This window comes from Agrobacterium sp. RAC06, from assembly GCF_001713475.1.
GTDB lineage: Bacteria > Pseudomonadota > Alphaproteobacteria > Rhizobiales > Rhizobiaceae > Allorhizobium.
This window is the reverse complement of sequence record NZ_CP016499.1, coordinates 1633671-1659721: the sequence shown is the minus strand read 5'-3', so window position 1 is coordinate 1659721 and position 26051 is coordinate 1633671. Positions and strand designations below refer to the sequence as shown.

Annotated in this window: 34 protein-coding genes; 17 read left to right on the top strand and 17 right to left on the bottom strand. The window is 62.3% G+C overall.

The features are described from left to right. Nucleotides 1–60 precede the first annotated feature (60 nt). The 3 genes from BSY240_RS08105 (at nt 61) to BSY240_RS08095 (ending at nt 1894) form a co-directional block, all read left to right on the top strand. Nucleotides 61–1026: a homoserine kinase gene (locus BSY240_RS08105; protein WP_069041964.1), complete on the top strand. Its 966-nt coding sequence runs from the start codon at nt 61–63 to the stop codon at nt 1024–1026. Continuing rightward, entirely contained in the window at nt 1023–1493 is a 471-nt protein-coding gene (gene rnhA / locus BSY240_RS08100; protein ID WP_054148957.1) for a ribonuclease HI, read from the top strand. Before BSY240_RS08105 ends, rnhA begins: the two co-directional genes overlap by 4 nt. Nucleotides 1494–1585: 92 nt before the next feature. Continuing rightward, the gene (locus BSY240_RS08095) at nt 1586–1894 is read left to right on the top strand and encodes a Dabb family protein (RefSeq protein ID WP_054148958.1); all 309 of its coding nucleotides are present in this window, start codon (nt 1586–1588) and stop codon (nt 1892–1894) included. 67 nt (nt 1895–1961) lie between these two features. Here BSY240_RS08095 and BSY240_RS08090 read toward each other — a convergent pair whose 3' ends face one another. Continuing rightward, the gene (locus tag BSY240_RS08090; protein WP_069043894.1) at nt 1962–2453 is read right to left on the bottom strand and encodes a peroxiredoxin; all 492 of its coding nucleotides are present in this window, start codon (nt 2451–2453) and stop codon (nt 1962–1964) included. Nucleotides 2454–2524: 71 nt separating this feature from the next. Continuing rightward, nucleotides 2525–3373 carry a protein-disulfide reductase DsbD domain-containing protein gene (locus BSY240_RS08085; protein WP_236759336.1) on the bottom strand — a complete coding sequence of 283 codons (849 nt, stop codon included), beginning with the start codon at nt 3371–3373 and terminating at the stop codon, nt 2525–2527. A 187-nt stretch (nt 3374–3560) separates the two neighbouring features. Here BSY240_RS08085 and BSY240_RS08080 point away from each other — a divergent pair, with 187 nt between their 5' ends. Continuing rightward, the gene (locus tag BSY240_RS08080) at nt 3561–4166 is read left to right on the top strand and encodes a YqgE/AlgH family protein (protein WP_069041963.1); all 606 of its coding nucleotides are present in this window, start codon (nt 3561–3563) and stop codon (nt 4164–4166) included. A 30-nt stretch (nt 4167–4196) separates the two neighbouring features. On the opposite strand, the gene BSY240_RS08075 is transcribed toward BSY240_RS08080, so the two are convergent. Together BSY240_RS08075 and BSY240_RS08070 are read right to left on the bottom strand one after the other, a co-directional pair. Then, nucleotides 4197–4625, bottom strand: coding sequence for a hypothetical protein (locus BSY240_RS08075; RefSeq protein WP_069041962.1), 429 nt, complete (start codon nt 4623–4625; stop codon nt 4197–4199). Continuing rightward, nucleotides 4622–5473 (bottom strand): AraC family transcriptional regulator, encoded by an 852-nt coding sequence (locus tag BSY240_RS08070; RefSeq protein ID WP_069041961.1) that lies wholly within the window; start codon nt 5471–5473, stop codon nt 4622–4624. Before BSY240_RS08070 ends, BSY240_RS08075 begins: the two co-directional genes overlap by 4 nt. A 179-nt stretch (nt 5474–5652) precedes the next feature. On the opposite strand from BSY240_RS08070, the gene BSY240_RS08065 reads away from it, so the two are divergent. Beyond that, entirely contained in the window at nt 5653–6288 is a 636-nt protein-coding gene (locus BSY240_RS08065; protein WP_069041960.1) for a LysE family translocator, read from the top strand. A gap of 12 nt (nt 6289–6300) precedes the next feature. Here BSY240_RS08065 and BSY240_RS08060 read toward each other — a convergent pair whose 3' ends face one another. From BSY240_RS08060 to thrC, 4 genes are all read right to left on the bottom strand, one after another. Further along, entirely contained in the window at nt 6301–9213 is a 2913-nt protein-coding gene (locus BSY240_RS08060; protein ID WP_069041959.1) for an EAL domain-containing protein, read from the bottom strand. Next, the gene (locus BSY240_RS08055; protein WP_054151178.1) at nt 9210–9821 is read right to left on the bottom strand and encodes a GNAT family N-acetyltransferase; all 612 of its coding nucleotides are present in this window, start codon (nt 9819–9821) and stop codon (nt 9210–9212) included. The genes BSY240_RS08060 and BSY240_RS08055 overlap by 4 nt, the downstream gene beginning before the upstream one ends. A 61-nt stretch (nt 9822–9882) precedes the next feature. Continuing rightward, the gene (locus tag BSY240_RS08050) at nt 9883–11181 is read right to left on the bottom strand and encodes a M16 family metallopeptidase (protein ID WP_054151179.1); all 1299 of its coding nucleotides are present in this window, start codon (nt 11179–11181) and stop codon (nt 9883–9885) included. Nucleotides 11182–11201: 20 nt separating this feature from the next. After that, nucleotides 11202–12608 carry a threonine synthase gene (thrC, locus tag BSY240_RS08045; protein WP_069041958.1) on the bottom strand — a complete coding sequence of 469 codons (1407 nt, stop codon included), beginning with the start codon at nt 12606–12608 and terminating at the stop codon, nt 11202–11204. Between the two features lie 303 nt (nt 12609–12911). Here thrC and BSY240_RS08040 point away from each other — a divergent pair, with 303 nt between their 5' ends. Further along, on the top strand, nt 12912–13466 hold the full coding sequence (locus BSY240_RS08040) for a hypothetical protein (RefSeq protein ID WP_069041957.1): 555 nt from the start codon (nt 12912–12914) through the stop codon (nt 13464–13466). A gap of 36 nt (nt 13467–13502) precedes the next feature. Here BSY240_RS08040 and BSY240_RS08035 read toward each other — a convergent pair whose 3' ends face one another. Next, a complete protein-coding gene (locus tag BSY240_RS08035; protein ID WP_210183770.1) occupies nt 13503–14084 on the bottom strand; it encodes a helix-turn-helix domain-containing protein in 582 nt (193 codons plus the stop codon). 127 nt (nt 14085–14211) lie between these two features. On the opposite strand from BSY240_RS08035, the gene BSY240_RS08030 reads away from it, so the two are divergent. Then, a complete protein-coding gene (locus BSY240_RS08030; protein ID WP_069041955.1) occupies nt 14212–15576 on the top strand; it encodes an LLM class flavin-dependent oxidoreductase in 1365 nt (454 codons plus the stop codon). 176 nt (nt 15577–15752) lie between these two features. Continuing rightward, complete coding sequence (locus tag BSY240_RS08025; protein WP_069041954.1) at nt 15753–16673, top strand: diacylglycerol/lipid kinase family protein; 921 nt, start codon at nt 15753–15755, stop codon at nt 16671–16673. Between the two features lie 20 nt (nt 16674–16693). Here the strand turns inward: BSY240_RS08025 and BSY240_RS08020 are convergent, their stop codons facing one another. The 4 genes from BSY240_RS08020 to BSY240_RS08005 form a co-directional block, all read right to left on the bottom strand. Beyond that, complete coding sequence (locus BSY240_RS08020; RefSeq protein ID WP_069043892.1) at nt 16694–17383, bottom strand: HAD family hydrolase; 690 nt, start codon at nt 17381–17383, stop codon at nt 16694–16696. Between the two features lie 113 nt (nt 17384–17496). Continuing rightward, nucleotides 17497–18087 (bottom strand): TetR/AcrR family transcriptional regulator, encoded by a 591-nt coding sequence (locus tag BSY240_RS08015; protein WP_069041953.1) that lies wholly within the window; start codon nt 18085–18087, stop codon nt 17497–17499. After that, a complete protein-coding gene (locus tag BSY240_RS08010; protein WP_054151185.1) occupies nt 18087–18431 on the bottom strand; it encodes a DMT family transporter in 345 nt (114 codons plus the stop codon). Before BSY240_RS08010 ends, BSY240_RS08015 begins: the two co-directional genes overlap by 1 nt. 85 nt (nt 18432–18516) lie before the next feature. Further along, on the bottom strand, nt 18517–19203 hold the full coding sequence (locus BSY240_RS08005; RefSeq protein ID WP_054151186.1) for an ArsR/SmtB family transcription factor: 687 nt from the start codon (nt 19201–19203) through the stop codon (nt 18517–18519). Nucleotides 19204–19370: 167 nt separating this feature from the next. Here BSY240_RS08005 and BSY240_RS08000 point away from each other — a divergent pair, with 167 nt between their 5' ends. From BSY240_RS08000 to BSY240_RS07980, 5 genes are all read left to right on the top strand, one after another. Next, entirely contained in the window at nt 19371–19700 is a 330-nt protein-coding gene (locus BSY240_RS08000; RefSeq protein WP_054151187.1) for an NIPSNAP family protein, read from the top strand. After that, nucleotides 19697–20041 carry an antibiotic biosynthesis monooxygenase family protein gene (locus tag BSY240_RS07995; protein WP_054151188.1) on the top strand — a complete coding sequence of 115 codons (345 nt, stop codon included), beginning with the start codon at nt 19697–19699 and terminating at the stop codon, nt 20039–20041. The genes BSY240_RS08000 and BSY240_RS07995 overlap by 4 nt, the downstream gene beginning before the upstream one ends. A gap of 62 nt (nt 20042–20103) precedes the next feature. After that, nucleotides 20104–20349, top strand: coding sequence for a type II toxin-antitoxin system ParD family antitoxin (locus BSY240_RS07990; RefSeq protein ID WP_054151189.1), 246 nt, complete (start codon nt 20104–20106; stop codon nt 20347–20349). After that, nucleotides 20336–20650, top strand: coding sequence for a type II toxin-antitoxin system RelE/ParE family toxin (locus BSY240_RS07985; RefSeq protein WP_069041952.1), 315 nt, complete (start codon nt 20336–20338; stop codon nt 20648–20650). Before BSY240_RS07990 ends, BSY240_RS07985 begins: the two co-directional genes overlap by 14 nt. Before the next feature lie 55 nt (nt 20651–20705). Continuing rightward, on the top strand, nt 20706–21386 hold the full coding sequence (locus BSY240_RS07980; RefSeq protein WP_069043891.1) for a GntR family transcriptional regulator: 681 nt from the start codon (nt 20706–20708) through the stop codon (nt 21384–21386). 238 nt (nt 21387–21624) lie between these two features. Here BSY240_RS07980 and BSY240_RS07975 read toward each other — a convergent pair whose 3' ends face one another. Next, the gene (locus BSY240_RS07975) at nt 21625–22083 is read right to left on the bottom strand and encodes a hypothetical protein (protein ID WP_069041951.1); all 459 of its coding nucleotides are present in this window, start codon (nt 22081–22083) and stop codon (nt 21625–21627) included. Between the two features lie 51 nt (nt 22084–22134). Between BSY240_RS07975 and BSY240_RS07970 the strand changes: the two genes are divergently transcribed. The 3 genes from BSY240_RS07970 (at nt 22135) to BSY240_RS07960 (ending at nt 23641) form a co-directional block, all read left to right on the top strand. Beyond that, nucleotides 22135–22725 (top strand): biotin transporter BioY, encoded by a 591-nt coding sequence (locus BSY240_RS07970; RefSeq protein ID WP_069041950.1) that lies wholly within the window; start codon nt 22135–22137, stop codon nt 22723–22725. A gap of 26 nt (nt 22726–22751) precedes the next feature. Next, the gene (locus tag BSY240_RS07965; protein WP_069041949.1) at nt 22752–23174 is read left to right on the top strand and encodes a DUF1284 domain-containing protein; all 423 of its coding nucleotides are present in this window, start codon (nt 22752–22754) and stop codon (nt 23172–23174) included. Between the two features lie 125 nt (nt 23175–23299). Beyond that, nucleotides 23300–23641 carry an MmcQ/YjbR family DNA-binding protein gene (locus BSY240_RS07960; protein ID WP_069041948.1) on the top strand — a complete coding sequence of 114 codons (342 nt, stop codon included), beginning with the start codon at nt 23300–23302 and terminating at the stop codon, nt 23639–23641. Here the strand turns inward: BSY240_RS07960 and BSY240_RS07955 are convergent. Continuing rightward, entirely contained in the window at nt 23638–24606 is a 969-nt protein-coding gene (locus tag BSY240_RS07955) for an NAD(P)H-dependent flavin oxidoreductase (protein ID WP_054149196.1), read from the bottom strand. The genes BSY240_RS07960 and BSY240_RS07955 overlap by 4 nt on opposite strands. A gap of 6 nt (nt 24607–24612) precedes the next feature. Next, complete coding sequence (locus tag BSY240_RS07950; protein WP_054149195.1) at nt 24613–24825, bottom strand: tautomerase family protein; 213 nt, start codon at nt 24823–24825, stop codon at nt 24613–24615. Nucleotides 24826–24926: 101 nt separating this feature from the next. Between BSY240_RS07950 and BSY240_RS07945 the strand changes: the two genes are divergently transcribed. Next, complete coding sequence (locus BSY240_RS07945; RefSeq protein ID WP_150127434.1) at nt 24927–25775, top strand: hypothetical protein; 849 nt, start codon at nt 24927–24929, stop codon at nt 25773–25775. Here the strand turns inward: BSY240_RS07945 and BSY240_RS24360 are convergent. Next, nucleotides 25772–25987: a DUF6471 domain-containing protein gene (locus tag BSY240_RS24360; protein WP_069041946.1), complete on the bottom strand. Its 216-nt coding sequence runs from the start codon at nt 25985–25987 to the stop codon at nt 25772–25774. The genes BSY240_RS07945 and BSY240_RS24360 overlap by 4 nt on opposite strands. Nucleotides 25988–26051 lie beyond the last annotated feature (64 nt).

Sequence of the window (26051 nt, the reverse complement as noted above, 5' to 3'; positions counted from 1 at the left end):
TGGGCGCCGCGCCCGTTATAGGACTGCTTTCATCCCCGAAGCGGCACGGAACCTCACGCTGTGGCAGTCTATACCGATATCAACGAAGTCGACCTCAAGGCCTTTCTGGCGCAGTATGATGCAGGCGAACTGCTCTCCTACAAGGGCATCGCCGAAGGCGTGGAGAATTCCAACTTCCTGCTGCACACCTCGAAGTCCCCGCTGATCCTGACGCTCTACGAGAAGCGGGTCGAAAAGTCCGACCTGCCCTTCTTTCTCGGCCTGATGCATCACCTCTCGGAGCGCGGGCTCAACTGCCCGCTGCCCCTGCCGCGCAAGGATGGCGAACTGCTCGGCGAACTCTCGGGCCGCCCGGCAGCGCTGATCTCCTTCCTTGAAGGCATGTGGCTGCGAAAGCCGGAAGCGCAGCATTGCCGCGAGGTGGGCGCAGCCCTTGCCAAGATGCACATCGCCAGCGAAGGCTTTGAACTTACGCGTCCGAATGCCTTGTCGCTTGAAGGCTGGCAGCTGCTCTGGGCAAAGTCCGAGGCACGGGCCGACGAGGTGGAGGAGGGGCTGGAAGCCGAGATCGGCGCCGAGCTGGACTTCCTCTCGACCCATTGGCCGAAGGACTTGGCCACAGGCGTCATCCATGCCGATCTCTTCCCGGATAACGTCTTCTTCCTCGGCGACACCCTGTCGGGCCTGATCGACTTCTATTTCGCCTGCAACGATCTCCTGGTCTACGACCTCTCGATTTGCCTCAATTCCTGGTGCTTCGAGAAAGATGGCGCCTACAACATCACCAAGGGCAAGGCGATGATCGAAGGCTACCAGTCCGTGCGCCCGCTGTCGGCCGCCGAAATCGAGGCCCTGCCGATCCTCTGCCGCGGATCTGCTCTCCGCTTCTTCCTGACCCGCCTCTACGACTGGCTGACGACGCCCGCCGGAGCCCTGGTGGTCAAGAAGGACCCGCTCGAATATCTGAAGAAGCTGCGCTTCCACCGCGCCGTTACCAATGCCTCGGAATACGGACTGATCGCATGAAACATGTCGAGATCTACACAGACGGCGCCTGTTCGGGCAATCCCGGCCCCGGCGGCTGGGGTGCTGTGCTGCGCTACGGCGAAACCGAGAAGGAGCTTTCCGGCGGCGAGGCCGACACCACCAACAACCGAATGGAGCTGCTCGCCACGATCACTGCGCTGAATGCGCTGAAAGACGCCTGCGAAGTCGACCTCTACACCGACAGCAAATACGTGATGGACGGCATCTCCAAGTGGATCTTCGGCTGGAAGAAGAATGGCTGGAAGACCGCAGACAGGAAGCCGGTGAAGAATGGCGAGCTGTGGCAGGCGCTTGACGTCGCCAACCAGCGCCACAAGGTGAAGTGGCACTGGGTCAAGGGCCATGCCGGCCACCCGGAGAACGAACGCGCCGACGAGCTTGCCCGTAAGGGCATGGAGCCGTTCAAGAAGTCGGGCGGCTTTCCCAAGTCCCTGATGGTGAAGTGATTGAAGGGGCGAGGAGGGCGCCACGCATCATCCCCTTGCCCTTTCCCCCGTTGACCCTATGCTCCCGTCAAAACAACATACGGGAGACATCCATGATCCAGCACTGCGTGTTCCTGCGCTTCAAGGCGGCCGTCCAGGAGGCCGAGAAGCAGGCGATCTATGCGGCCATTGCCGATCTGAAGGACGTGGTACCGGGCATGCTGGAGGTGAAGGCCGGGGCAAATGTCTCGCCGGAAGGGCTGGCAGGCGGCTACAATGACGGCTTCATCGTCACCTTCGAGGACGAGATGGTCCGCGACTACTATCTGAAGCATCCGAAGCATGTCGAAGTCGGCGAACGCATCGTCGGCGCAACCGATGGTGGCCTGGCCGGCATCCTCGTCTTCGATCTGGCGCACTGACGCTTCCCAAAACGAGAAGAGGCCCGGTTTCCCGAGCCTCTTCAGTTCTAAAAAATCTCTTGCTGTCTCAGGCGCTGAGCTGCTCGATCATCGTCGCGGCCGAGGAGACCGTCGCCTGGCCCGGGTTCTCTTCGATGTTGAGGCTCTTCAGCACGCCGTCCTCGACCAGCATCGAATAGCGCTTCGAACGTACGCCGAGCCCGCCGCCCGACAGGTCGATGTCGAGGCCGAGCGCCTTGGTGAAGGAGGCGTCCCAGTCGGCGAGGAAATGGATCTTGCCCTGGCCACCCGAATGCTGAGCCCAGGCGCCCATGACATGCCAGTCGTTGACGGAGACGACGGCGATGTCGTCGACGCCACGCGCGATCAGCGCATCACGGTTTTCCAGGTAGCCCGGCAGGTGGTTCAGCGTGCAGGTAGGGGTAAACGCACCCGGAACGGCGAAGACGACGACCTTCTTGCCCGCAAACAGCTGTTCCGTGGTGATCTCCACCGGACCGTCAGCGGTCTTTTCCTTGAAGGTGGCCTGGGGCAGCTTGTCGCCAATGGCAATGGTCATGAAATCGTCCTCGCTTGGTTGCTCCATCCAGAACCCCTCCGAATGGCAATCGAGGCGAATATAGGAATGGGTCAATCAAAGGCAAGCGTGGTTTCCATGGCGCGGTCGCCGCTGATCACGAGAATTCCCCAGTGTTTGCCGGCAATCTTGTATTTCTTCGGCAGCTTGCCGATCGGCAACGTCAGAATCGTCTCGCCATCGGCGCCTCGGGAGGCGACGGAATCGACGAAGACATGGCCGCTCGGCCCGCTGACAAAGGCCTTCGGACTGTCGGCGCCAGCTGGCATCTTCAGCCGCACGACGAGCTCTCTGTGGCCGGCTCCCAGCTGGTGGTCGATGACGTGAAAGTCGGGAGAGGGACCTGGCGGCACCTGGGCCTGTGCCGAGCGGACGAGGGCGGTTTCGACGGCATTGGCGATCCCGTCTGCGTCTGGCGGCACGCTGAGATCGGCCTGGAAGGGGATGCAGATGTTTTGGCAGACTCCGACAAAGGCACTCAGCGTCACGCCGGTGTCATCAGGCGCATTCTTCAGGCGGAGCGGCAGGGTAACAGGTTGGTCATAGCCGACATCGGTCATCTCGTCGTTTGAGAGGACCTTCGGCACGGGAAAACCGATAAGCTCCACGGTGTAGGACGCGCCCGGCTGAGGCGTGATTGCGGGCGGAATGCCGACATCGCCGGGCTCTTTCCAGTAGGTGATCCAGCCCGGTTTGGGCTCGATCACGAGCGCGCCGTGTCGCGTCCCGTCTGCCTCCGGGGGCAGCAGGATCAGGCGCATCCGTCCGCCTTCGTTCACCGCCCAGTCGCTGCTCGCCGCCAGCGCCGGCATGGCGGACGCCAGCGAGAACAGGCCAAGGGCTGCTGCAACTACCGATGCGCGGCTGCTGCGAGAAAAGCCTCGGAGATGGGAACAAGACATCGCTGGGTTCATTTTGGAGATCATGCCTCCGGCTCTAGAAGATCGCTGTCGGCTTGGCCAGTCACGCTTGCTTCATGCCAATCATTTTGGGTTGATCGGAACCCGCTTCTGGCCCATCTTGAATGGGAGACTACATCAGAACCACGCGTGAAGCCGATTGCCGATAAGGCGAACTAAGGAGGCGGGCATGGCATTGTCGTCGAAAACCGATCTGAGAGAACGCGGCTTCCTCGATGGACAGCTGCTGATTGCCATGCCGGGCATGCCCGATGGCAACTTTGCCCGCGCGGTCGTCTATATCTGCGCCCATTCCGATGCCGGTGCCATGGGCTTCATCATCAACCGCTCGCAATCGGTGACCTTCGCGGATCTCCTCCTGCACCTGGAGCTGATCGACCGCAACGACGCGATCATGCTGCCCGATCACGCCCGCCATTTTCCCATCCAGTGCGGCGGCCCGGTCGAGCAGAACCGTGGCTTCGTGCTGCATTCCGACGATTATCTGTCGGACAGCTCCATCCCCGTCAGCGACGACATCTCGCTTACCGCCACGCTCGATATCGTCCGCGCCATTTCGGACGGGCGCGGTCCCCGCCACGCCACCATGCTGCTCGGCTATGCCGGCTGGGGCCCGGGGCAGCTGGAAGAAGAGATCGCCCAGAACGGCTGGCTGCATTGCGCTGCCACCGAAAGCCTGATCTTCGACCGCAGCCTCGACAACAAATACGACAGGGCACTCGCCTTGATGGGGATCAATCCGGCCATGCTGTCGATGGAGGCGGGGCACGCCTGAGGGCCAGGCGTCCTGGAGTTTTTCCTCCCGTTAGTTGCGAGAGCCTGTGCCTCTCTGCCGATGATAGGTCAAAGCTGCACTCAGGCAGAATAGCAACGGCGTGCAAGGCATTGCGAGTTCGGCAGGGATCACGAGCGCGCGGTTTCCCTCGAACTTGAAATCTGCAGGAAATGCAGTGCGAGCCATGGCGATGAGGCTTGTCTTGCAGTTGAACAGCACCGCGCTGTCCTGGGGCGCCTCTCTGGTGGCGCCCAGCCGAATGGTGGTTCCGCTTCGGCTGAACTCGGTCAGGTAGGCGGGCTCGCCCCATTTGAGCGTTTCCGTGAGTGGACCGACATTTCCGATCTCTGCCGCGACCGTGAAGATCAACTGGCGGATCTCGAGGAGACGCCCCCGCACATGTTCCGGGTGGCGAGAGAGTGCGCGGTAAATGGCGTCCGGTACGGGCTGCACAGTCATGGCGCGGCTTTCAGCGGCAGGTGAATGTCTGTGCGCAGTTCCGCTTGCGGCACGTGACGCGCGTCGTTGAGATAGGCTTCGAAGATTGGCGCATCATCCGGCTCGTAACCGGAGGCGGGCAACCAAGTGCCAAGCAGCCAGCGATAGGCACCCCGCATATCGGCATAAGGCCCCTTGTAGCTGAGCTTGGCGTAGGCCCCACCGCGCAGAACTGTCTCCACCAGCGGCATTTCGATGGCAATGGAAACGGGTATCGGCAAGCAGGCCCGCGAACGCAGGGCGTGCTCTGGCCCGAAATCGGGATCGTCGAAAAACATGCCGATCATGGCAGGCTCCTCCGGTAGAAGAGATCGCTGGACAAGTTCGCCGAACAGTTTGCCCATGGCATGGTCGATGTTCATGTAAGATCCTGTGTGATCGATCCCAGCGCAGCGGCGCTCCGGCAAGGTTTCCACCGTCACGGGAAAACCGCGGCCGTCGCTGGCCATGCTGGCGGCTTTGAACGCGGCATGCGAGCCCATCTCGCGGTAAGCAGTCGGGCTCGTACCGAAGGCCTCCTTGAATGCCCGCCCGAAGCTGTCGGCAGAGCTGTAGCGGGCGCGCCGGGTGATGGCCTGTATATCCGCATCGGAATTCGCGAGTTGATCAGCCGCACGCTGGAGCCTCAGCCGCCGGATCGTGGCGACAATCGTCTCTCCGCGCATGGCTGAATAGATGCGGCTCCAATGATGGGACGAAAGGCAGGCGACGTCCGCCAGACGGTCGAAAGAGAGATCATCGTCCAGATGGGTGTAGATGTAGTCGAGGACCCGATCGAGACGGTCGTGATAAGCTTTCTGGCGATGCATGAGAACTCTCTGGCGTGATTGAAGTCGTCTGAAGTCTTGCACGATCCCGACCGATAAATCCTGCGGAACTGGCCCATGCTTTGTCGTCGGCCCCAGTTGCAAGGCTTGCATCTCTCCACCTGAGAGGTCAATGTTCCGAGCGTCTGGCCATCATGCCCAGATCACAGTGAGGCCCATCCATGCCTGCCGTCGAGATCCTCTTCGCTTTCTTCCTCACCACGACCGTCTTCGCCTTCATCCCGGGGCCCGCCATGCTCTATGTCGCGGCCCGCACGCTGGCTGCGGATCGCCGCGCGGGCCTGATGGCGACGCTTGGCATTCATGTCGGATGTTATGTGCATGTGGTGGCCGCCGCCGCAGGCCTGTCCATCCTTTTCCACCTGGTCCCCACGCTCTATGTCGCGGTGAAGCTCGCAGGCGCTGCCTATCTGATCTATCTCGGTGTCCGCATGTTCCGTGCCGCCCGCGCGGCTGGTGGCATGAGCGGCGCACTGCCGCCCGTAAAATCAGCAGGCCGTGCATTCCTGGAGAGCATGCTTGTTGAAATACTCAACCCGAAGACGGCGATTTTCTTCCTGGCCTTCCTGCCGCAGTTCATCGATGCGACGGCAGGCTTTCCAGTCTGGCTGCAGTTCCTGATCCTCGGCACGCTGGTCAATGCGATGTTCACCATCGCCGATATTGTCTGCGTCCTGGCGGCCGGCGCGATCACCGCGCGTCTATCACGGGTCTCGGCGCTGCAGCGCAATCTGCAAAGGACAGGGGGCGCGATCCTCGTCGGGCTGGGCCTCCAGGTCGCCTTCCAACGCACGTGAGGCCCTTCCGCCTCACGCCCGCTTCATCAGCGGAAACCGTTCCTTGAGCAGCCTCAGCACCGACTCCGAACCCAAGGGCGGGCCGAACAGATAGCTCTGGCCGAAGTCGCAGCCCATCATCGCAAGGTCTGCGGCGTCCTGGTCGGTCTGGATGCCCTCGGCCACCACCTGCATGTCGAGCCCGCGCGCCATCGAGACGACGGAGCGTAACAGCACGGACTTCTTGTCCGACTGGTCGCAGACCAGCGCCTTGTCGAGCTTGATCGTGTCGAAGGGGAAGCGAGTGAGATAGGCAAGCGATGAATAGCCGGTGCCGAAATCGTCGAGCGCCAGGCTGATGCCGGTGTCCTTCAGCTTTTCCAGCATCAGGCGCGCCTGTTCCGGATTTTCCATCACGACGCTTTCGGTCAGCTCCAGCTTGATCCGCTTCGGATCGCACTGGGTCTTCACCAGCATGGCGCGGATGTCGTTGTAGATCTCGCTCGAGATCAGCTGCGCCGAAGAGAGGTTGACCGAGACGAAGATCGGCAGTTCGCCCGTCTGGCGTTCCCAGTCCATCAGGTCACCCGATGCGCGCTCCAGCGCGAACATGCCGAGCGGCTCGATCAGGTCCGACATTTCCGCGATCGGAATGAACTCCGTCGGCGAGATGTTGCCGCGCTTCGGATGATCCCAGCGCATCAGCGCCTCGAAGCCGGCGATCTCGCCATTCGCAAGCCTGACGATCGGCTGATAGGCCATCGACAGCTCCTTGCGCTCGATGGTGCGGCGGAGATCCGTCTCCAGCTGTAGGCGGTCGGTGCTGACGGTGCGGAAGGCCGGACGGAAGGGCTCGACGCGATTGCCACCTGATCGTTTCGCCCGGTACATGGCAAGCTCCGCGTCGGCGAGCAGGCTGGCCGCGCTCTCTTGCTGGTCGACCCAGGACACGAGGCCGATCGAGGCTGTCAGGCTGATCTCGCGATTGGCGAAATTCAGCGGCACCATGATCGCCTTGGAAATGGCATCCGCAAAGTCGGCGATCTTGGCCGGATCCTTTTCCGACACCAGGATCAGCCCGAACTCGTCGCCGGAAAGGCGCGCCAGCGTATCCTGCGGCTTCAGGAGCCGGCGCAGGCGGCGCGTGATGGCGATCAGGATATTGTCACCGGCTGCAATGCCCAGCGCGTCATTGACCTGCTTGTAACGGTCGATATCGATCGCGAGTACGGTAGGCCGCACGCTCTCTGATGTCGAGGCAAGCGACAGGATCGCCTGCAGCCGGTCGAGGAAGACCTCGCGGTTCGGCAGGCCCGTCAGATTGTCGTGCATGGCATCGACCAGCAGCCGGTCGATCGAGTTCTTCTGCTCGGTGACATCGATGATCGTGCCGACGCAGCGGATGACCTCGCCGTTCGAGCCGAGCACCGGCCGCGCCCGGATCTTCAGCCAGTGGAAGTGGCCATCCTCGGCGCGGATCCGAAATTCGTGACTCAGCCGGCCCTTGCGATGTTCGAGTAGCACGTCGAGCGTCGCACGAAAGCGGTCCCGGTCGTCGGGATGCAGGCGCGGCAGCCAGTTGCGCGCTGGACCATGCATGGTGCCGGGCGACAGGCCGAGACGTATCGAGACATCAGGGCTCGTCACCACGCGGTCGCGCGCCACGTCCCAGTCCCAGACGGTGTCGCCGGACCCGGTGAGCGCCAGCGACTGGCGTTCGAGGTCTGAGAACAGACCCTGCTGATAGGCGCCGCCGGCAAAGGCGTGCTGCATGACCGTAAAGCCGATCAGGAGAACGATGAGAACCAGACCACCGCCAAGCGCCGGCTGGATGATGTCGTTGTCGAGCTGGCCGGTCACGGTCAGCCAGCCCGCGAAGAGCCAGACCAGGATCAGGGCCCAGGTCGGCACCAGAAGCACGGCGCGGTCGTAGCGATTGAAGCCGAGATAGATGATCAGCCCGATGCCGACCACGCCCGTCAGCGCAAAGGAGACACGCGCGATGCCAGCAGCAATCGATGGGTCGAAGATCGCTACGCCGAAGAGCACGGTAAGGCCGAGCATCCAGGCAAGCGTCGCGTAGCCCAGATGCACATGCCAGCGGTTGAGGTTGAGATAGGTGAAGAGGAAGATGACCAGCGACGAGGCAAGCGCCACTTCCGCTCCGGCGCGCCACATTCGGATGTCGGACGAGGTGAGCGAGATCAGCTTTTCGAGGAAGCCGAAGTCGACGCAGATATAGGCGAGAACCGCCCAGGCAAGCGCTGCCGCGGCCGGCAGCATCGACGTTCCCTTGACCACGAAAAGGATCGTCAGGAACACCGCGAGCAGACCGGCAATGCCGAGCACGATACCGCGATAGAGGGTGAAGGCGTTGACCGTGTCCTTGTAGGCGTCCGGCTCCCAGAGATAGATCTGCGGCAACTCCGGCGTCGCGAGCTCGGCAACAAAGGTGATGACCGTGCCCGGATTGAGCGTAATGCGGAAGACGTCGGCATCGGGGCCCGGCACGCGGTCGAGCGCAAAGCCTTCCGATGGCGTGATCGCCATGATGCGCTGGGAGCCGAGATCCGGCCAGAACATCCTGGAACCGGAAAGACGGAAATGCGGTGCGACGATCACGCGCTCCAGCTGTTCTTCCGAGACATTGGCGAGCGCAAAGACAGCCCAGTCGCCCTGATGCTCCTCGGAGCTCGAACGCACCTCGATGCGCCGGCGAATGCCGTCGGCACCGGCGGCGGTCGAAACCTGGAAGGCCTCGCCCTGGTTCGTGTAGATCTCGGTGGTTGCCGTCAGGTCGAGCGCAGTGTCGTCGCGCGCAATCTTCACCGGCTCGACGGCGAATGCCGCCGATGCAGCGAGGCACAGATATGCTGTCGTAAGCGCAGCAATCCAAAGGGCGGCGAGGCGAGGCACGGCGCGCGAAAGGGTTCGGGTATTCGTCATGAGGGCGTCTTGCCGTTCCGCGCCTTATGGCCGCCGATCCGGGAATACAGCAGATGGTCGCGCCATTCCCCGTTGATTTTCAGATAATCGCGCAAAAGACCTTCCCGCTCAAATCCCGCTTTTTCGAGTAGCCTCAGGCTGTTGACGTTGTCCGGAATACAGGCTGCTTCGATACGGTGCAACTCGAGTGGCCCGAAGATGTAGGGAATAGCCAGCTGAAGTGCGGCAAACATGTGGCCCTGGCCGGCATGACGTTCGCCCATCCAGTAGCCGATCATGCAGCTTTGAGCCGCTCCGCGGCGGATGAGACCGATGGTGAGCCCGCCCAGCAAGGTGTCCTCGGCCCGATCGAAGACAAAGAAGGGCACTGCCATGCCGGAGTGAAATTCCTGTTCATTACGCAGCACACGCTGCCGAAACGCGCGCTCGGTCAGCTCGTCGGTGCGCCAGGACGGCTCCCATGGCTGCAGAAATGCACGGCTCTCTTTGCGCAGCTGGTGCCATTGCTCGAAATCGCGGAAGCGGGGCAGGCGAAGGAGGAGTCGTTCGCTGGTGATTTCCGGCATATCCGGCTGCCGGGACAGAAACCGAAACACCGAGCGCGTCATCGTCAATCCCCAAGCGATGTCCGGCGGGGTCCCCGCCGGTCGCAGTCTGTGCCGGCGGCCCTTAGCCGACGGCCTTGCGGATACCGGCAGGCTGTGTCGTCAGCGCGCCTCTGATATCGTCGAGCGGAACCAGATGATCGACCGGGCCAATGGCCGACAGCGTCGGAACCGTGTCGAAGAACAGCCGACCGGCAAGGTCCGTCAGGCGTTCGGTGGTGATGCCGGCAAGCCGTTCCATCATTTCCTGGTTCGGAATGGTGCGTCCGTAGAGCATCATCTGCCGGGCGATCTGACCGGCGCGGGCAGCCGGGCTCTCCTGGCCCATCAGAAGCTGGGCGCGGATCTGCGCCCGCGAACGCTCGATTTCCTGCTGGTCGATGCGGTCGGAGACCTTGCGCAGCTCATCGATGATCACGGGCACCAGTTCCGGCAGGTTCTCGCCGCCGGTCGCGGCATGGATGCCGAAAATGCCGGTATCCGAAAAGCCCCAGTGGAAGGCGTAGACCGAATAGCACAGGCCACGGATCTCGCGCACTTCCTGGAACAGCCGCGAAGACATGCCGCCACCGAGAATGTTGGCGAGGATCTGCGAGCAGTAGAAGTCGCGCATGTGATAGGCCTTGCCCTCGAAGCCGAGCAGGACCTGGGTATCCATCAGGTCGCGTTCTTCCCGCGACTCGCCACCGGTATAGTGCGCGGCATCCATCACCGGCGTCGCAGACGGCTTTGTCGGCAGCGAGGCGAAACGCTGCTCCACCTGCTTGACGAAGGCATCGTGGTCGACCTTGCCGGCGGCCACGACGAACATCCGGTCGGTCGTGTAGTTGCGCGACAGATAGGCGCGGATCTGGTCGCTGGAGAAGGACTGCACCGTCTCGGGCGTGCCAAGAATGCTACGGCCGATCGTCTGGCCGCGATAGGCCTGTTCGGAGAAACGGTCGAAGACCACGTCGTCTGGGGTATCGTCGGCTGCGCCGATTTCCTGCAGGATGACGTGCTTCTCGCGCTCCAGTTCCTCCTCGTCGAAGACGCTGTCGGTCAGGATGTCGGCGAGGATATCGACCGCGAGCGGAACATTGTCCTTCAGCACGCGGGCGTAATAGGAGGTCGTTTCCGTCGAGGTGGCGGCGTTCACTTCGCCGCCGACATTCTCGATCTGCTCGGCGATCTGCCGGGCCGTGCGCGTATTCGTACCCTTGAACGCCATATGCTCGAGCAGATGCGCAATGCCATGCTCGGCTTCGGTCTCGTTACGCGAGCCGGACTTGATCCAGGTTCCGAGAGCCACGCTTTCCAGATGGGGCATGTTTTCGGTTACGACAGTCAAACCCGATGGAAGCCGGGTGCATTCAACATTCATGGTCCGTCTTTCCGCACTTCCTACCTGACTGCTCGCGCCTGTTTGCTGACAAAGCTTTCGATGGCTTTCAGTTCCGCGGGCAGGACTTCGAAGCGCTCCTCCCTGTCCATCAGATCAGCAAGCCACGCCGGAAGCGCGGGGTCAATACCGGAGGCCGATTTTACTGCCGCCGGGAACTTGGCCGGATGGGCCGTCGCCAGCACAACCATCGGGCTTTGCGGCTTTTCGAACTTGCTTGCCACATGCACGCCGACGGCCGTATGCGGGTCGAGCAGGTACCCGGTCTCGTCGAGAACGGTGCGGATCGTCTTCGCCACTTCCTTCTGCGTCGCGCGCCCGGCGCGGAAATCCTTGCGGATGAACTTCAGTGCTTCCGGCTGGATCTCGAAGGCGCCGGACTGCTTCAGTCCCTCCATCGCCGAACGGATCGCGGAAGCATCGCGCCCATAGGCCTCGAACAGCAGGCGTTCGAAGTTCGACGAGATCTGGATGTCCATTGACGGCGAGGTGGTCGCCGAGACGCCCTTCATCTCGTAGCGGCCGGTTTTCATCGTGCGCGCCAGAATGTCATTGTCATTGGTGGCAATGACCAGCTTGTCGATCGGCAGGCCCATCTTCTTGGCGACATAACCGGCGAAGATGTCGCCGAAATTGCCGGTGGGAACCGTGAACGACACCTTCCGGTCGGGGGCGCCAAGCGCGACTGCAGAGGTGAAGTAGTAGACCACCTGCGCCATGATGCGCGCCCAGTTGATCGAGTTGACGCCGGAAAGACCGACGCGATCGCGGAACGGTACGTCGTTGAACATCGCCTTTACCAGGTTCTGGCAGTCGTCGAAATTGCCTTCGACGGCGATGGCATGCACGTTTTCGTCCTGCGACGAGGTCATCTGGCGCTGCTGCACCGGCGAAACCTTGCCATGCGGGAAAAGGATGAAGATGTCGGTGCGCGCACGACCCGCAAAGGCATCGATCGCGGCCCCACCGGTGTCGCCTGAGGTCGCGCCGACGATGGTTGCCCGCTCGCCGCGTTTTTCCAGAACATGGTCCATCAGGCGGGCGAGCAGCTGCATCGCCACGTCCTTGAAGGCGAGCGTCGTGCCATGGAAGAGCTCAAGCACGAAGGAATTCGGCCCCGTCTGCACCAGCGGTGCGACGGCCGGATGCTTGAAGGTCGAATAAGCCTCGTCGATCATCGCGCGGAAGGTGTCGGGCTCGATCTCCCCGTTCGTAAAGGGCAGGAGCACCTCGAAGGCGACCTCTTCATAGGACTTGCCGCGCAACCCGCGGATCGCCTTTTTCGACATCTGCGGCCATTCGCGCGGCACATAGAGCCCGCCGTCCCGGGCAAGGCCTGCCAGAAGTGCGTCACAAAAGCCGAGGCTCGGAGCCTCGCCGCGGGTCGAAACATATTCCACGTCGCTCATCCCTAAAGTTCAAGAATTCGGAGCCGAAGCCGCCGTCAAACCTATGGCGTTTCGGATAAAGAGGTTTGCCCGTTTGCGCCAGTGCACCGGCCAGGATTTCGCAAGCCCGGCAGTCGTGCATTCACGCGCTGATACCGAGACTCCTGCCGGCTCTCGAAGGTCCATCGAAAATTGAAGCAAATTGCCGGCTACCCAATCGATTTTTGTCGTGGCCGCTGGTATAGACCATCCGCGAGGGCGCTGAAAAGCCTCAAGTTTGACTGTTTTTCGGCCTCGGGCCGAGCATGCGGAAGGTGAAGTCTCGTGTCTGTAAACGTGTCGCGCGGTGTGATCGCCGTTTCGCTGATGATGGTTCTTTCGGGCTGCAACGCCGGCGGTCTCGGCAGTGGCCTCGGCCTTTCGCCGTCGGAGCCAGGCAACGCGGCTGCAGCCGCAACTCAGCAGGCTTTCGTGCAGGGCTTCTGCCCGCAGATCTCTCTGCGTGACGGAACCGCCGCCTATCGCACCTATGCGCGCGGCAAGGACGGCGATGCCGAGCAGGTCATCTTCCAGGCCTCGCTCGCCGACACCACGCGCTCCTGCGCTCGCACCGAAACATCACTGACGATCAACGCGCTTGTTCAGGGCCGACTCGTCGCAGGCCCGCAGGGCAAGGCCGGCACGATCAATCTGCCGGTGCGCGTCACCGTCGTGGATGGCGGTCAGGAAGTCTTCAACGAAGTCGAGCAGTATGCCGTCACACTTGCCGATGTGAACCAGCCGACGCAGTTCATTTACAGCAAGGTGGCAACCGTTCCCGGCAATATCTCCGGCACGGCCCGCGTCTTCATCGGCTTCGAACAGCCGAAGAAGAAGTAAGTTCCCGAGGACGGCGCCGGATCTGAAGATCGGCGCCTAGCCCCGACGCGTCAGGGCCACCAAATAGCGGGTTGCGTGGTCGCTGGCGTTGACGAACACGCAATCGCTGGGCGCGCCGAGTTGCAGGCAGTCACCCGTCGATAGCTGATGGCTGCGTGTGCCTTCCATAAAGTCGAGGCGGCCTTCGAGCACGTAGATCTGCTGGTGCTGGAAGCTGAAGGCAGAGGCCGGGTAGGGCACTCGGACGCCAGGCGGCAAGACCACTTCCAGCAATTCAAGCTGGCCTCCGTTTCCAGGGGAAAGCGTCCGCCGCGTATAGCCCGTATCCGGATCGATCCAGAGCGGTTGCTCGTTGTGGCGCGCCAGTCGATCCCCCTCGCGTTCGGCGAGCGCAAGAAGAACCGAGAGCGGCAGGCCGAAGGCGCCGGAGAGGCGGCCGAGCACGGTTGCCGTCGGGCTCGCCTCGCAGCGCTCCACCTTGCTGATCATTGCCTTGGAGACGCCCGAACGCGCCGCAAGCTCGGCAAGCGACCAGCCGCGTGTTTCCCGCTCCAGCCGGATACGCTCGGCGATCGCCCGCGCCTGACGGTCCTCGTCGTGAACATCGTTTCTCTGCACCGTGTTTTTCATCTCGACCCTTGCCAAATTCTCCGGCCGCGTCTTCTATAGTGGACAGGAGCATACGATAGATAACGGCGCATCCACAAGTCGCCGCCTGTCGAACACTGGAAGGGACAAACCCAGCATGGCACGCGAAATCCGTTTCAACGCCTTCGACATGAATTGCGTCGGGCATATCCAGCAGGGTCTCTGGAGCCATCCGCGAGATCGCTCGATGGAATATACGAACCTCGCCTACTGGACCGACTACGCGAAGCGCTTGGAAGCTGGCCTCTTCGACGGTATCTTTCTCGCCGATGTCGTCGGTATCTACGACGTTCTGAGCGGCAGTCCGGCGCCAGCACTTCGCGGTGCCGTGCAGGTGCCGGTCAACGATCCGATGATGCTGGTTCCGGCCATGGCCGCGGCCACCCGCCATCTCGGCTTCGGCGTCACGGCCAACCTCACTTACGAACAGCCCTTCCTCTTTGCCCGCCGCATGGCGACGCTCGATCATCTGACCGGTGGCCGCATCGGCTGGAACATCGTGACCGGCTATCTCGACAGTGCCGCACGCGCCATCGGCCTCGACGGGCAGATGGCCCATGACGATCGCTACGACCTCGCAGATGAATACATGGAGGTGATCTACAAGCTCCTTGAAGGGAGCTGGGAAGACGGCGCTGTGGTGGCCGACAAGGCGGCAAAGGTTTATGCCGATCCGCAGCGTGTCCATCCCGTCCATCATCATGGACGCCAATATAAGGTCGATGCCTATCACCTCTCAGAACCCTCGCCCCAGCGCACGCCGGTGCTGTATCAGGCCGGTTCCTCGCCGCGTGGCCGACAGTTCGCCGCAACACACGCTGAATGCGTCTTCGTCAACGGCCAGAAGAAGGAGGGCGTGCGCGAAATCGTCTCCGACATCCGGGCACGTGCCGAGGGACTGGGGCGTCAAGGCGATGACATCAAGGTCTTCCTTGGTGCCACCATCGTCACCGGCCGTACCGAAAAGGAGGCCCGCGAAAAGTTCGAGGACTACCGCCAGTACGTGAGCTCCGAGGCCGCGCTCACCCATGCTGCCGCCTCGATGGGCATCGACTTCGACAAATTCGACATGGACGAACCGGTCGAGACGGGCAAGAGCCAGGCGATTATCTCCAACATCAAGGCCATGGACCGCGCGGCCGGGCCGCAATGGACGAAGCGCAAACTGATCGAACAGATGGTGCTCGGCAGCCGCCAGCCGCCACTCGTCGCCTCCGCAGATCAGGTCGTCGACTGGCTGGTGGACTGGGTGGAAGACACCGGCGTCGACGGCTTCAACCTGTCGCGCACGGTCGTGCCGGAATGCTTCGACGACATCATCGAGTTGGTCGTTCCCCGCCTGCAGGAGAAAGGTCTCTACAAGACCGAATACCGCGAAGGGCCGCTGCGGCAAAAGCTCTTCGGCAACGCCCGTCTGACCGATCGCCACATTGCCTCCACCCACCGGCATCAGCGGGGCTGATCACGTCTTTCTCATGTTGTGCAAGGCATCGGTCCGGGCCGGTGCCTCGCCTTGCTCTCTCTGCTCGGCGGATGCTAGCGTGCAAGCCACATGGCGGAGCATGCGCCCCCTCGGGATGCACGCGCTGGCATTTAGAGGGAGTGGGCCACTAAGGCGGTGTCCCCAGGGAGGCCTTGTTGAAAATTGCTGTCGTGAGAAATCCCATTGCGGGCGGCCGAGCAGGCCAGAAGCAATGGGCTCCCCTGCTTGCCGCCTTCCGCCATCGTTTCCCGGATCTGGAAATCCATGAAAGCCGCTCCAGCGGGGACGTGAGAAGGCTCGCCCGCGAGCTGGCAGTGGGGCCTTACGACGTTGTTGTGGTCGCCGGCGGTGACGGCACGATCAGCGACGTCGTCGATGGTGTGCTGACCTCGTCGCGCCCCGAGATGCCGCTCGCCTTTCTGCCGATCGGCACGGGCTGCGATTTCATCCGAAACTTCAAGCTACCGAGCGATCCGGCGGCCCTCGCAGAACACATCGCAAACGCCCCTGTCCGCAAGATTGACGCCGGGTTGCTCGTCAGCCGCGATGCTGCCGGCAACGAGCAGCGTCGCCACTTTGCCAATATCGCCAGTGTCGGCATTTCCGGCGAAATCGTCGATGCTGTGAACGCGCCTGGACGCAGACGCATCTTGAACGGCCCCCTCCGCTTCCTTGTCCATGCGGCACGCGCGATCCTGCGCTATCGTCCCTATGATTTCGAAGTGCTGATCGATGGCATGCAGGTGCATCAGGGGCGGCTGGCAATCGCAGCGATTGCCAATGGCGGCTGGTTTGGCGGCGGCATGCACATCACGCCGGATGCCGATGTCGCCGATGGCCTGTTCGACATTGCCGTGATGCGCGAGGAAAAGATCCTCGGCCTTCTCAATTTACTGGGACGCCTGCATTCCGCCGGCCATGTCGGCCATCCGCTCTTAAGTTTTCATAAAGGACGTCGCGTCGAGGTGCGGCCGCGTGATCCCCAGCGTTTCCCGGTGGAAATCGACGGCGAAATGCCAATCCGGGGCGGTTTCGTCGCAGAAATCCTGCCCCAGGCGTTGACCATCAAGACCTGAGCCAGTCGCTCGTCAGAGAATTAAAACGCGCCTTCCCACTCGGCCATGGCGGCGATCACGCCCGGCAGATCCTGCATGCGGGCAATCACCGTCTCGGCACCGGCATCCGTCAGCCGGTCCGCGTGCGAGGGATAGGTGTGCGAGGCGCCGGTAAAGCCGATGACGCGCATGCCGGCTTCGCGTGCCGCATGTACGCCGTGCACGGAATCCTCGATCACGATGCATTTGGATGGGCTGACATTGAACTGCTGGGCGCCATGCAGGAAGATGTCCGGCTTCGGCTTGACCCTGTCAGCGCCGAGATCCTTGGCCGAATAGATATGCGGCGCGAAGAACTCCTTGAGGCCGACCTTGGTCAGCATCATGTCGAGACGATGCGAGGAGGAGTTGGAGCAGATGCAGCGCGGACCGGCGAGACGCGCCAGGGCATACTGCACGCCTTCGATCGCCTTCACCTCGCGGGCGAGTTTCTGGTCGAGCAGCTGTTCCGACTTGTCGATCAGGCTTGCGGAGAGCGGAATGTCGATCTCCTTCTCGATCGACAGCAGAATGTTCTTCCAGGTCATGCCGGCGAAGCGCTCGCCCATCTCCTCGACCGAAATCGGATAACCCGCTTCCGTCAGAAGCTTCGATTCGACCTTGGCCGCGATGATCTCGGAATCGACGAGCACGCCGTCGCAATCGAAAAGGGTGAGGTCGAAGCCGCTCATGGAAACATCCGTCATGTGGTCCAGGGAAAGTCGCTCCCTACACGATCGGAAGGGCAAGGACAATCACGCGTCATGCACGGCTGCCGTGCCGAACATCGCATGGCCGTCTAGTTTCAAGCCTCAGCCATCGCGAGCAGCACGACCTCGAAATCCTGCGGATAACGTTTGAGCCCGCCCGCCTTTTCCATCATGTCAGCGAGCCAGACGCCGTCGGCTGCAAGCCGCACGGCAACCAGCCTCGGATCGCCGTCGGTCTCGGCATGCCGCGCCATGCGCCCGTCGAGCCAGGCCGACCAGAGCGCGCGCAGCGCCGGTTCCGAGACGATTGCGACCGACAGTGCACCCCAGAGGCTGCGGTCGCCCAGCAGGCGGTCGGAGAAGCAGGCACGCACATAGGCCCGCGTGAAGCGTCCCCGCGACGTGGGATCATCCGCCAGAGTCCGGTCGATTTCCTGATCCATCTTGTCGAGAAGATCCTCAAAGACGGCGGCCAGCAGCGCCTGCTTGCTATCGAAATGATGCAGCAGCCCGCCCTTGGTCACGCCGGCCCGTTCGGCGACCGCCTGGATCGTGATGGCCGACGATCCCTGTTCGGCGGCGATCTGCGCCGCACAGTCAAGCAATGCCCGGCGCACCTGCTCCGGCTGTTTCTTGCGGTGATGCGCGGAAAGCGTTTTGTCTCCGCGCGAGGGAGAGGCCGCCATCAGTGCGACACCGTGCTCGACAGCGTGTTCATCACGATGACGCCGGCAACGATCAGGGCGATACCCACAAGCGCCGCAAGGTCCAGGCTCTGCTTGAGGTAGAACACGCTGATCAGAGCGGTCAGCACGATGCCTAGCCCACCCCACATCGCATAGGCGATGCCAAGCGGCATGCCCTTCAGCGCCTGTGACAGAAGGTAGAAGGAGGCGACATAAAACATCACCATGCCAGCCGTCGGCAGAAGCTTGGTGAACTGCGCCGATTTCTGTAGCAACGTCGTGCCGATGACTTCGAGCACGATGGCGGCAGCCAGCGCGCCATAGGCGGTCAGTGTGGGGTTCATGGACGGGGCTCCGGAAAAGAGAATGTTAAAACATACCGTATGGTTGGTTTCTTTTCAAGGTGCCTGTGACGCATGCATGTCGAACTCAGTCGGGCAGGGGAAACCACTTGAGAAAATGCCGCTCGCCCTCGGGTGAGAACCGGATGATCCGGCTCTCCTCCACCCGCCGCGCCAGTCCCCGATCGAGGAAATGTGTGAGCAGCGCCGCCCCCAGCGCGCCCGCGAGATGCGTCCGCCGCTCGCTCCAGTCGAGGCATGCGCGGCAGAGCGGGCGTCGCTTGGCTCTAAGGCTGCCGATATCGAGGCCGCGACCTTCGAGCAAGCTCTCGCCCACAGTTGTCAGCGTCAGCGCCTCGTCCTCCGCCCGGATTGCGCCCTGCCCAACCAGGCTGTCCAGCATGCGCACGCCAAAATCGCCGGCCAGATGGTCGTAGCAGATCCGCGCCTTGCGCAGCTCCGGCTCCTTCGGCCCGGTGCGGTGGCGCAGGTGCCCGCGCGTCGCTGAAAAGCTCATCAGGCTCTCGATCATCGTCCCGACATGACCGTCGGCCAGTGCAAAATAGCGATGCCGCCCCTGTTTGCGCTGGGAGAGGAGGCCACCCTCTTCGAGCTTCGACAGATGCGAACTCGCCGTCTGCAGCGTCACGCCTGCCGCGCCCGCAAGTTCCGTCGCGGTCAACGCCTTGCCGCCGATCAGCGCCAAGAGCATGTTCGAGCGCGCCGGATCGCCGATCAGTGAAGCGATGCGCGCGATGTCAGGTCCTTCCGCCATATGATGTTCTCCCCGTTAGAAAGCGCAGTCTGCATCGCAAGTGTAGCCAATGCTTCGATCCGGGTCGAACTGTTGAAGGAAAGGGTTGGGCAAAACTTCGACCCCGATCGAAGCATCAGGCGTCGGTGCCGTGGCAAACCCACCTCGCAAACCACGAGGAACAACCCATGATCACCTGCATCATCCGTTACCGCATCGACCCCTTCGGTCGCGACGACTTCGCCACTTACGCTCGCAACTGGGGCGAGGCGATCCCCCGCTGCGGCGCCGATCTGGTCGGCTATTTCGCCCCGCACGAGGGCTCGGCAACCACGGCCTACGGCATCTACCACATCGAAAATCTGGCGGCCTATGAAGCCTATCGCGCGAAGCTTGCTGCCGATCCGCTCGGCAAGGCCAATTATGAATTCGCCAGGAACGCCCGCTTCATCCTGGAGGAGGACCGCCTCTTCCTGAAGAATGTCTCCAGCTCGCCATCGTCGAAAGTCCAGCCATGATCGCCGTCATCTTCGAGGTGGTGCCATTTGTCGGAGAACGCCACCGCTATCTCGATTTGGCCGGTGAACTGCGCGCCCAACTGGAGGCGGCCGACGGCTTCCTCTCCGTTGAGCGCTTCGAGAGCCTGTCGACCCGTGGCAAGCTCTTGTCGCTCTCCTTCTGGCGCGACGAAGAGGCCGTCCGCCGCTGGCGCGAAACGGAAGAACACCGCGCCGCGCAAGCGGCCGGCAGGGGCGGCGTCTTCGCCGCCTATCGCCTGCGCGTCGCCCAAGTGCTGCGCGACTACGGTCTCGAAGACCGGGCCGAGGCGCCGGAGGACAGCCGCGCGAGACATGGGTGAGGGTGGGGTTTTGACAAACTTTGCCATCCGCGCCATCTTTGGCTCATGACTGGAGGCAGGCCATGGCAACGATGAACGTATCCCTTCCCGATCCGATGAAGGCCTGGGTCGAGCGTCAGGCCGAGAGCGGCCGCTACGGCAATGCCAGCGACTATATCCGCGACCTGATCCGCAAGGATCAGGAGCGTCTCGCAGCCTTCGACCAGCTTCAGGCCGCCATCACCAAGGGGATCGAAAGCGGCCCGCCGGAGCCCTTCGATCCCGAGGCCTTCAAGCGGCGGATGCGCGAGAGCCATGGCGCCCGATAGTCGCGGTTATGCGATCGCGCCTGAAGGCCTGCGTGACCTCGAAACCGTCTGGGCCTATGGTGCGGAAACCTGGTCCGCCGATCAGGCCGATCGCTATCTCGACGAACTCGTGCAGGCCTTTGACCGGGTTGCTCGGTCTCCGGCGTTGTTTCGCGAGTGCCTCGAATTCATGCCTCTGGTCCGGATTTATCCCTATCGCAGTCATCTTATTGTCTATGTGGATCTCGAAGGGCAGGTGACCATCCTGCGTATTCTCGGCGGGCGGCAGGATTGGCAGGCGATCCTAAGGGCGCTCGACTGACGCGCGTCCTGCCACTCCCTCGACAAGCCATGCCCCGCTGACTATGCATGACCGCATGCCCAAGACCCGCGACGATTCCTTGAAGGACACGGTGGCGAGCCGCATCAGCCGCGCGCTTGCGGAGCGTATCATCCATGGCGAACTCGTGCCCGGTTCGCGTCTGGCGCAGGACCATATCGCCGAGGAATTCGGCGCAAGCCATGTGCCCGTGCGCGAGGCCTTCCGCCGGCTGGAGGCGCAAGGCCTGGTCGTCTCGCTGCCCCGTCGGGGCGTGCGGGTCGCCAGCTTTGATCTCAAACAGGTGCGCGAAGTCGCCGAGATGCGCGCAGCACTTGAAGTGCTCGCCCTGCGCCACGCCGCCCCCAACCTGACGCCGGAGGTGCTGGCCGCTGCCGAACAGGCCGCAGCCGACGCGGATGACGCCAAGGATGTTCGCACCTGGGAGGAGGCCAACCGCCGCTTCCACCGGCTGATCGTCTCCACCTGTGGTATGCCGCGCCTGCTGTCCGTCATCGACGATCTCCACGCCGTCTCCGCCCGCTTCCTCTTCGTCGCCTGGCGCGCCACCTGGGAAGCCCGCACCGACCACGACCACCGCGCCATCCTCGAAGCCCTGAAATCAGGCGACGCGGCAGAAGCCGCCCGCATCCTGGAGCGTCACGTCCAATGGATCGGCCGCGCGCCGATGCCGGTGCCGGGTCGCGCCGAGACGGAAGGTTTCGCCATCGTCGGGTGAGCGTCGCCGAGCCGTTCCGCCGCACTCCGCCTCCCCCTTGAGGGGGGAGGTCGCCGCAAAGCGGCGGGTGGGGGTGAAGCCCGCCGACCTGTCCGACTTCCGCCACGGGCCGCTTTGTGGGGCGAAAACCACCTCCGCCATCGATCCCGGCCAGCGTCGCTGTCACCCCACCCCGGACCTGCGGTCCGACCCTCCCCCTCAAGGGGAGGGTGTTGGCGCCGCCGCCTCAGGCAAGCCCTCATCCAGGCAGAAGGGTGCCGCTCTCTGCTGACCAGCCACCGTCCTGTGATGGATGCGCCCTCTCTGCTGGCAAGCCCTCATCCTGAGGCGGGAGCGAGCGCTCCCCTCGAAGGAGGAGGGCGGGTGGCTCTTCCGTGGCCTCGCCCTTCGAGGCCTGCGGGCGCAGGCACCTCAGGGTGAGGGGTGATCCTTTGCCCCTCATCCGCCTCCTGAGCCCGCCGAAGGGCGGCACCTTCTCCTTGGCTGCCGAGGAGAAGGCCAAAACGCTGACCGCGCGCACCTCCCTCTCCCCGCTTGCGGGCAGAGGGTAGGGTGAGGCGCGCGGCCTCGTTCTAAAATTATAGATAAAAAGAGAGAAGAGGCGCAAAGCTATGCCATGCTCGGCAATCTTGATCCCCACCCCAGCGACCTTCTCCGAGATTCTTGCAGTCTTCATCTTGGCATTCGTCGATTCCATAGATAAAAGATTCTCCGCCACTTCAAATTATCTATAAAATGGAGATTGCCCATGACGACCATTCTTGCGCCCGCCGGCCGCGGTTTCGATCCGCTTGGCATATCGGGCCGTTCGCTTCCCGTGCAGGCCGCTCTTCTCCTCTTTGGCACGGGCGTATTGGCCCTTGCCTCGCAGATCTCCGTGCCCATGGTGCCGGTGCCGATCACCATGCAGACCTTTGCGCTGACCATGATCGGCGTGCTCTATGGCTGGCGTCTGGGCGCGCTCACCGTGCTTGCCTGGCTCGGCGAGGCGATGATGGGCCTGCCGGTTCTCGCCAATGGCGGTGGCGGTCTTGCGCCCTTCGTCGGCCCGACCGCCGGCTATCTGGTCTCCTTCCCGATCATCGCAGCGCTCGCCGGTTACCTCGCCGAAAAGGGCTGGACGGGCAGCCAAGTCGTCAAAAGCTTCCTCGCCCATCTCTCCGCCAACATCCTGTGCCTCGCCATCGGCGGTGCCTGGCTTGCCTATCTTATCGGAGCCGAAAAGGGCTTGGCTCTCGGCGTCACGCCCTTCATCCTGGGTGCCGTGCTGAAATCCGCACTCGCCGCCGCCCTGCTGATGGCGCTGGCCCGCCGCAAGGCAAAGCCGCTCGACCTCTGAACCCATAACAACCGACTGCAGCAAGAATGACCGTCCGGCTCCGCGCCCACCACCTGCTCTGCATGCTGACTTATGTCGGCAAGGGCTATTCGCACGCCTTCGTCGAGAACTACGAGGTGATTGCCGCAAGGCTCTCGGCCGGCGAGGAGATCGAGCTGGTGGCGGGGCCGGACGATATCTGCGGCCCGCTGACCGCAGACCCTGGGGCTCATTGCCATGGGACAAGCGTCATCGAACGGGACCGGGCAGCGGCAGACGCCGTCGCCCGCCTGATCGGCAGCCCGCTTCCACCGGGCGCTCGCATCGCACCCTCAGCCGCACTGCTGGCGCGTCTGAGGAAGACCTTCGCCACCGGTGAGATCCGCTCCGCTTGTTCCGGCTGCGAATGGTCGGAGCTTTGCGACAGCGTCGCGGACGGCGGATATCTGAGTGTGCGTGTTGCCCCCTGAGGCTGGCGGCGTCTCCTTCTCCCCGCTCGCGGGGAGAAGGTGCCCGAAGGGCGGATGAGGGGGCGTATCTGGACCTGATGACACGTCCTAAAGCCTCTGGCAGACTGACCTCCGGAGGCCCCGCCATGATCACCCTCGATACCCTGCGCCAGATCATCCTTGCTCTCCCGACCACGGAGGAAACGACCTCCTGGGGGCATCCGTCCTTCAAGGTCAACGGCAAGGCCATGCTGTTCTGGAACCCGACCCATGACTGCCCGGTCTTCAAAGTCCCTTTCGAGGAGCGCGACCACCTGATTGAGATCGACCCCGACACCTTTTTCACCACCGATCATCACCGACCCCATAGGCTGGTGCTCGCCCGTCCGGACCGGCTCGACCTCGAATGGGCGCGGGAAAACCTGACGCGTGTCTGGCGGACGCAGGCGAAGAAGGCCGTGGTGAAGGCCTGGGATGCCCGCGACTAGCGCGTGATACAGTCTCTGACGATGTTTCGCATCCGCTCCTCGGCCTCGCGCGCCATGCGTTCGATGACGAGGGAGGCAGGTTCCAGGGACCGCACAAGGTCGACAGCCTCGCCGACGATGACCGGCAACTGCTCGGTATCGCCGGTCGCCTGGGCGTCAAGATAGCGATGGCGAACCTGATCGATACTGTCTTTCAGCATTGCGAGACGGTCGTGCCATGCGCGGTACAAGCCGTTGTCGAGTGTCCGCAATTGCCATTGCGTTGGCCAATCATGGCCGCGTATCAGATCGAAGACCGTGCCCTTGACGGTCTCGTCCCCGGAGCCGGTGATCGCGGCGTTCTTTGCCGGGATGTTGGCAAGCGATTCCCGTGTCGCGTAGAGTGCCGTGCCGCACAGCACGCCGTCTGCTCCGAGCATGAGCGCAGCAGCCAGGCCCCGGCCGTCTGCAATGCCGCCTGCAGCGATGACGGGCGTTCCGGGGACGGCATCGACGACAGCCGGGACGAGCGGAAGCGTCGCGCGGCTGCCGCCATGGCCACCGGCCTCGGTGCCCTGTGCGACGATCACCTGCGCCCCTTCGGCGACGGCAATCTTCGCCGCCTTTACCGTTTGAACCTGCGCGATGAGAGCGATGCCCGCGCGCGCGATTGCCGGTGCAAACTGCCCGACATCGCCGAACGAAAGGAAGATCGCTCTTGGAGATCGATCGAGGGCGATATCAAGCAGGCCGGGATCCCTGGCGAGTGCCCAGCTGATGAAGCCGACGCCGACCTTGGTATTGCCGGCGCGTTCGAATTCCTGCTCCAGCCAGCGCCGGTCGCCATAGCCGCCGCCGATCAGCCCCAGGCCTCCGGAATGACCGACCGCCGCCGCGAGGGCGCCGCCTGCGATGCCAGCCATCGGCGCCGACAGGATCGGTACCGAGAGACCAAAGTTTTCGGTAATGCGGGTTCTGAGAGCCATGAAGCTTCAGGCGCCCCGCTTCGAAGCCTGTCGATACGCCTCGACAGGCAGGCCACCGATACCCCAGTCCTCCATCGCGACCTCATCGATGACGACAAAGGTTGTCGCGGGGGTCTTGTTCAGCACGTCCACGAGCAGTTTCGTCACTCCCTGGATGAGTTCGGCCTTCTGTGCAGCTGTTGCGCCCTCGCGGGTAATCTTGATGTTCACATAAGGCATCGCTTCAATGCTCCGGTCTTATGTAGCAAGCGCACCAATACGGAATGGAGTGGAAAAATGAGGACTCCACAACTTCCATATATTGGGGCATCTTTCACATTATGTGGAAAATCTTCAGCAAACGCGAACTCAGCTTTTGGCTACTTTTGCTGTTCGTGTTTGGGAAGATATACGACATATTTATCTCCCCCGTCGTCAGCGTCAACATTGAGACCTGGGCTGTTTCAAAAGGCATCGACGACGAGCTTGTTGATGGGGGACAGAACGTGCTCCCATATCTAGCATCCGGTCTTGAATGGATAAACTGGGTTATTTCTGGTTTGTCGTCTCAAATATTCTTAGGGTTCGTTATTGGTGCGCTGATATTTGGATTTTGGGACTTTCTTGCACGGCAGTTGGCGAAGTGGGGCCGTGGTGAGGAAACCTTGGCGGGCGATAGTCGTGAGGATCAAACCCAAGTTGTCGACAAACAGAAACGCCCTGCAGATCTTAAATTGATCGCGCTTATAGATGAAATATACCCTTTGGCACACGATCTATCTGAGGTGTATGTCGACGCCATGGGTAATAGGTCAGGTGCTTGGCGAGAGTATTTCCTAAGCGGTCAAGCTGTTGATTATTTTCGCATGATGCACGAAGAGACACAGAACGTAGCCCAGGCATACGAGCCGATAAGAAAGCTGATGCAACGGTATAAATTCTACGACAAGATTTTTTTATACGAGGACGCGATTGCCTCAAAAATCAACGCACCGGGCACAGCTCTTGCGCCCGCCAGAGAAAAGGCAGAGCGCCTCTCTTATAGGTTCGACGAGCTTTCTGTGGCGCTAGTCGAACCGGATATTGAGGCCTGCCGGAAGGCCATAGGACAGTTGAGGCAGTTAGTAGGGCGAGAGTTCCTAGGCCTTCTTGAGACCATCCGCAGAAATGAGATGTCCCGAACGATCTAAGAAATCGAAATACTGGATGCGCTAATAGCCGAAAGGCATTGGAGCACGAACGAAGCCGTGAACTTGCCACGGCTTAGCTTGTTTCTGATGCTCACTTCCTTTTCGTCTACGCCAATAGACGCCAGCTTCTCCGCAAGCTGTGAGTAAGTAACACCTTTGCGCTTCAGAACGGTTTGGTCTTCCACGTGGCCCAACAAACGCAGCCACGCCATCCCACCCCCGCACAAATTCTCACCCCGTCTTCACCCTTCAGTAACCAAGTTCGGTAACCATAAG

Coding starts and splice junctions, on each gene's coding strand:
- rnhA (WP_054148957.1), top strand. CDS start 1,023: ATGAAACATGTCGAGATCTACACAGACGGCGCCTGTTCGGGCAATCCC.
- BSY240_RS08095 (WP_054148958.1), top strand. CDS start 1,586: ATGATCCAGCACTGCGTGTTCCTGCGCTTCAAGGCGGCCGTCCAGGAG.
- BSY240_RS08090 (WP_069043894.1), bottom strand. CDS start 2,453: ATGACCATTGCCATTGGCGACAAGCTGCCCCAGGCCACCTTCAAGGAA.
- BSY240_RS08085 (WP_236759336.1), bottom strand. CDS start 3,373: ATGTCTTGTTCCCATCTCCGAGGCTTTTCTCGCAGCAGCCGCGCATCG.
- BSY240_RS08080 (WP_069041963.1), top strand. CDS start 3,561: ATGGCATTGTCGTCGAAAACCGATCTGAGAGAACGCGGCTTCCTCGAT.
- BSY240_RS08075 (WP_069041962.1), bottom strand. CDS start 4,625: ATGACTGTGCAGCCCGTACCGGACGCCATTTACCGCGCACTCTCTCGC.
- BSY240_RS08070 (WP_069041961.1), bottom strand. CDS start 5,473: ATGCATCGCCAGAAAGCTTATCACGACCGTCTCGATCGGGTCCTCGAC.
- BSY240_RS08065 (WP_069041960.1), top strand. CDS start 5,653: ATGCCTGCCGTCGAGATCCTCTTCGCTTTCTTCCTCACCACGACCGTC.
- BSY240_RS08060 (WP_069041959.1), bottom strand. CDS start 9,213: ATGACGAATACCCGAACCCTTTCGCGCGCCGTGCCTCGCCTCGCCGCC.
- BSY240_RS08055 (WP_054151178.1), bottom strand. CDS start 9,821: ATGACGCGCTCGGTGTTTCGGTTTCTGTCCCGGCAGCCGGATATGCCG.
- BSY240_RS08050 (WP_054151179.1), bottom strand. CDS start 11,181: ATGAATGTTGAATGCACCCGGCTTCCATCGGGTTTGACTGTCGTAACC.
- thrC (WP_069041958.1), bottom strand. CDS start 12,608: ATGAGCGACGTGGAATATGTTTCGACCCGCGGCGAGGCTCCGAGCCTC.
- BSY240_RS08030 (WP_069041955.1), top strand. CDS start 14,212: ATGGCACGCGAAATCCGTTTCAACGCCTTCGACATGAATTGCGTCGGG.
- BSY240_RS08020 (WP_069043892.1), bottom strand. CDS start 17,383: ATGAGCGGCTTCGACCTCACCCTTTTCGATTGCGACGGCGTGCTCGTC.
- BSY240_RS08015 (WP_069041953.1), bottom strand. CDS start 18,087: ATGGCGGCCTCTCCCTCGCGCGGAGACAAAACGCTTTCCGCGCATCAC.
- BSY240_RS08010 (WP_054151185.1), bottom strand. CDS start 18,431: ATGAACCCCACACTGACCGCCTATGGCGCGCTGGCTGCCGCCATCGTG.
- BSY240_RS08005 (WP_054151186.1), bottom strand. CDS start 19,203: ATGGCGGAAGGACCTGACATCGCGCGCATCGCTTCACTGATCGGCGAT.
- BSY240_RS08000 (WP_054151187.1), top strand. CDS start 19,371: ATGATCACCTGCATCATCCGTTACCGCATCGACCCCTTCGGTCGCGAC.
- BSY240_RS07995 (WP_054151188.1), top strand. CDS start 19,697: ATGATCGCCGTCATCTTCGAGGTGGTGCCATTTGTCGGAGAACGCCAC.
- BSY240_RS07990 (WP_054151189.1), top strand. CDS start 20,104: ATGGCAACGATGAACGTATCCCTTCCCGATCCGATGAAGGCCTGGGTC.
- BSY240_RS07985 (WP_069041952.1), top strand. CDS start 20,336: ATGGCGCCCGATAGTCGCGGTTATGCGATCGCGCCTGAAGGCCTGCGT.
- BSY240_RS07980 (WP_069043891.1), top strand. CDS start 20,706: ATGCCCAAGACCCGCGACGATTCCTTGAAGGACACGGTGGCGAGCCGC.
- BSY240_RS07975 (WP_069041951.1), bottom strand. CDS start 22,083: ATGGAATCGACGAATGCCAAGATGAAGACTGCAAGAATCTCGGAGAAG.
- BSY240_RS07970 (WP_069041950.1), top strand. CDS start 22,135: ATGACGACCATTCTTGCGCCCGCCGGCCGCGGTTTCGATCCGCTTGGC.
- BSY240_RS07965 (WP_069041949.1), top strand. CDS start 22,752: ATGACCGTCCGGCTCCGCGCCCACCACCTGCTCTGCATGCTGACTTAT.
- BSY240_RS07960 (WP_069041948.1), top strand. CDS start 23,300: ATGATCACCCTCGATACCCTGCGCCAGATCATCCTTGCTCTCCCGACC.
- BSY240_RS07955 (WP_054149196.1), bottom strand. CDS start 24,606: ATGGCTCTCAGAACCCGCATTACCGAAAACTTTGGTCTCTCGGTACCG.
- BSY240_RS07950 (WP_054149195.1), bottom strand. CDS start 24,825: ATGCCTTATGTGAACATCAAGATTACCCGCGAGGGCGCAACAGCTGCA.
- BSY240_RS07945 (WP_150127434.1), top strand. CDS start 24,927: ATGTGGAAAATCTTCAGCAAACGCGAACTCAGCTTTTGGCTACTTTTG.
- BSY240_RS24360 (WP_069041946.1), bottom strand. CDS start 25,987: ATGGCGTGGCTGCGTTTGTTGGGCCACGTGGAAGACCAAACCGTTCTG.